The sequence below is a fragment of the Pseudoalteromonas sp. GW168-MNA-CIBAN-0100 genome (genome assembly GCF_040309225.1).
In the GTDB taxonomy this organism is placed as follows: domain Bacteria; phylum Pseudomonadota; class Gammaproteobacteria; order Enterobacterales; family Alteromonadaceae; genus Pseudoalteromonas; species Pseudoalteromonas arctica.
The window spans coordinates 1-465 of record NZ_JBEOOL010000121.1 but is presented as its reverse complement, the minus strand read 5'-3'; the positions used below and the strand labels follow the sequence as shown (position 1 = coordinate 465).

Here is a 465-nt window from a genome sequence, read left to right as displayed (position 1 = left end):
TTAACAGTGTTTATAAAGCAAAAACGTGCGCGTATATCCGCACACTTTTATTTAAAAACATCACCTTTATCGCACACTACTACATGCCCTAATCAGTAAACATATCCCGGTTTAGACCATATTTACTCATTTTGTCGTACAAGGTTTTACGCGCAATTTGCAGCGTGCCCATGGTGTTTTTTATACTGCCATGGTTACGCTCTAACGCTTCTTCTATTAAAGATTGCTCATAATAACTGACCTTTTCGGCCAAACTTAAATCTTGTGATAACACTTGTTGATCAGCTGAATCACTTTGCGCAAATGCTAATTCAGGCCCTAACAATACTGCTCGTTCTGCTTGGTTTCTTAGTTCACGCACGTTACCTGGCCAGTCATAGGCTAATAAACGTTGTTCTAACTCTACATTTAATGCCCCAAGTGGTTTATAAAACCGCGTTGCCGCAATTGAGCTAAAATGCTTAA

Annotated in this window: 1 protein-coding gene; it reads right to left on the bottom strand. The window is 39.4% G+C overall.

Annotated elements, in window-relative coordinates:
- Positions 1-88 precede the first annotated feature (88 nt).
- On the bottom strand, positions 89-465 hold a 377-nt coding region (locus AAEY62_RS20320; RefSeq protein ID WP_350636002.1), incomplete at its 5' end, for an AAA-type ATPase lid domain-containing protein.